General features: G+C 56.5%; 3 protein-coding genes. All 3 read right to left on the bottom strand.

Annotated elements, in window-relative coordinates; all coding sequences use genetic code 11:
- Positions 1 to 638: 638 nt before the first annotated feature.
- Genes K3174_RS16735 through K3174_RS16725 form a run of 3 tightly spaced genes read right to left on the bottom strand, consistent with a single transcriptional unit; the run spans position 639 to position 2,286 of the window.
- Positions 639 to 1,142: a hypothetical protein gene (locus tag K3174_RS16735; RefSeq protein WP_221560586.1), complete on the bottom strand. Its 504-nt coding sequence runs from the start codon at positions 1,140 to 1,142 to the stop codon at positions 639 to 641.
- Positions 1,139 to 1,762: a hypothetical protein gene (locus K3174_RS16730; RefSeq protein WP_221560585.1), complete on the bottom strand. Its 624-nt coding sequence runs from the start codon at positions 1,760 to 1,762 to the stop codon at positions 1,139 to 1,141. Before K3174_RS16730 ends, K3174_RS16735 begins: the two co-directional genes overlap by 4 nt.
- Positions 1,763 to 1,764: 2 nt before the next feature.
- Positions 1,765 to 2,286: a hypothetical protein gene (locus K3174_RS16725; protein ID WP_221560584.1), complete on the bottom strand. Its 522-nt coding sequence runs from the start codon at positions 2,284 to 2,286 to the stop codon at positions 1,765 to 1,767.
- Positions 2,287 to 2,502 lie beyond the last annotated feature (216 nt).

The raw sequence follows: 2,502 nt of genomic DNA, 5'->3' as shown, positions 1-2,502 counted from the left end.
TCACTACGACGAAGCCCAAATCCTCCTTAAATCACAACCCCAAATCTGTGCCATAGGCGCTGACGGGGAACAGGCTTTCCATTGAAGCGCCATCTCTTCGTCGATCATGAGAAGACGTCGAAGCCGCGCGGAGCATCGGCCTATTGGGGTGTGTGGACTAAGCCTCATAGCGGACTCCGTTCTTGCTATGTACTTAGTGTGAGGCATTCTCCGAGCGCTTCAATACGTGACTGCTAATTAGTTCTTCCCGAACCGAGTATTCGGTGAATGGGCCCATGCTTGCATGCCAAACAAAGATGAGGTGGACCCTCGCCTCATGTTCTGCCATGCCCATGGCAGGTATGCGCAACTAAACTGATTTTGCTGCGAAAAATCAGTTTAGCGCTATTGCGCCTCCATTTCCTCACTTTAACCAAAACTCATTCGAATCAGGCGCTCGATGGTGAGCGCCTGCACTTAAAGCCGGTGCGTCTGGTCTTTGGCTGATGTCGCAAGCAGAAGCGAAAGTTGCTCACGCGAATACCGATCCGGCGGTCCTGATGGCACATTCATTTGCCCTTAGGAGCATGGACCATCCCGGACCGGTCGTCCGGGATGGTCCATATCAACCGACAGCGAAAGCGGCATGAGCAAACCCTTCAAGACCAGTTCTCATGCCAACTGGTGAGATAGAAGAACGAGAAAGGCCCCGCGGCGCCTTTCTCGAACTTCGCCAGAGTCTGCCGAAGCGGTGGTGATATGAAAGTGGCCGACAATTGGAAATCGCCCAAGCCTCGGTTCACGTCGGCGCCATTGGCGCGAACATAGCCAATATGCGCGGCCAATTGGCGGCGAAACTCATCCTCGTTCCGCGCCAGACCAGCAGCAAACCAGACCGTGTGCCCCTGTCCGGAAGCCAGGTCGCTCACAGTTCCCAGGAAGATGTGCCTTGAGGCGTCAGCCGGAGCTTCGGTGGTTTCCCATGGATAAGGAGTGGGCGCGAAGGGGTTCTCGCCTTCGCCGTACAATTGAACCTCCCCGCTCGCCAGTAACTGGCGAGCGAGGTCGACGATGGTCTGAAACTTTTCGACTTCAGCTGGGCCTTTTCGGGCGAGGTGTCTGGCCAGATTGTTGTCAGGCTGAGATTCGTCTTCGGCCGTCATGCTGGGACCTCCCAACTTGCTTTGTGCTCCTGCCAGGCAGCGGTCGCAGCTTCGTAACCGCGGTCGCTACACAATGTCGTACAGGCCCCGCCGAAACCATTGATGTTGATTGTCCTCGACAGGACCGCGCAATGGACATGATTACCCTGCCCTTTGAGGCCCGCCGTACCGGGAATGTGCGCGATTAGAATGACCGCGAAGCGCTGGGCGAAGTGAGCGCGGGCGAAACTTCGCACTCGCTCATAGCCAACATGCCAGGCCTCGTCATCTTCGAGCATGATCTTGGCCTGGACCAGCGCATGCTTCTCGAACGGCGGCAAGGTCTCATCGAACCGTCGGGTAAGAAAGTCGATGTTCGCATAATCGGCCGGAGCTTTGGACGGGAGTAAGACTTCAGTCCGCGCGGAATGGCCAAACTTCGGATGATCCCCTGGGGCGCGCTTGCCCTCGACCCAATCACGCACACTGGCGCGGTCAGCGTCATTCTCGTACCAGTATCGAACCCAGGCAAAATCAGGATGTTCGTCATTGGGGTCGTGGACGAAGGCCTTCATTTTGGTATTGGCGGGCGATGGGTCGTGCTCGAGGATCTCGGAGACTTTGGATTTAGCTCTTCCCATGATCAGAACCTCCCCGCGAAAGAGGCATCATCGATGGCCCGAATTATCCCGGCATGGCGCTGATAACCGGTCGCATAGGGTGGGCTTTCCGACACTTCGAGACCCGTGTCGTTAAGGCAGAAAAATGGACCCCACTGGGCGGCAGGCAGCAGCCACAGGTCACTGCCTCTGCGTCTCCAGGCCAGATAATGGCATAGCCAGAGCGAGCTGCCGTTCAACAGGACGTCGAAGGATGCGCCATCCAGCGGATTGAAACGCATCAACAACGCATTCATCTGCGTGAGTTGTGCCAACATCTCGCATTCCGGGAAATAAAGTGGCCGATCGCAGGATGTTGCGGTTGCCACCAGATTGGCGTTAGGCGCAGCCAGAAAGCCATTCGCAAGGCGAGCATCTAGGTCTGCAGGATCGTCATGCGCTAGAACAGACGACAGCAAGAGAGACCCAAACCGGCTCCAGGTCCGGTGCGCTGGACGCGCAAACGCAGGTTCGCCCATAAGCGGGCGGACATTGAACATCTTCATTTCGATTATTCCTTCGGGCGCAACTGATCTGGCCGAGTCCAGCTCACCCTGATTTTCATCACCTTCTCGGCCTTATTGCCGACACTGTTGCTAAGACTTGAGAGCACTGGCGTACTAACCCTTGCACTTCGCTTGTAAGGTAAGCGTGGCCTGGAGGCCGCCTTGCCACTCCCCGGTCGGATAGTCTGATTGCTGCTCTTTTGTGGAGCGGTGATG

Source organism: Qipengyuania qiaonensis, from assembly GCF_019711515.1.
In the GTDB taxonomy this organism is placed as follows: Bacteria; Pseudomonadota; Alphaproteobacteria; order Sphingomonadales; family Sphingomonadaceae; genus Qipengyuania; species Qipengyuania qiaonensis.
The sequence above is the reverse complement of the archived record's forward strand: the minus strand, read 5'-3'. Positions and strand labels throughout refer to the sequence as shown.

Coding starts and splice junctions, on each gene's coding strand:
- K3174_RS16725 (WP_221560584.1), bottom strand. CDS start 2,286: ATGAAGATGTTCAATGTCCGCCCGCTTATGGGCGAACCTGCGTTTGCG.
- K3174_RS16730 (WP_221560585.1), bottom strand. CDS start 1,762: ATGGGAAGAGCTAAATCCAAAGTCTCCGAGATCCTCGAGCACGACCCA.
- K3174_RS16735 (WP_221560586.1), bottom strand. CDS start 1,142: ATGACGGCCGAAGACGAATCTCAGCCTGACAACAATCTGGCCAGACAC.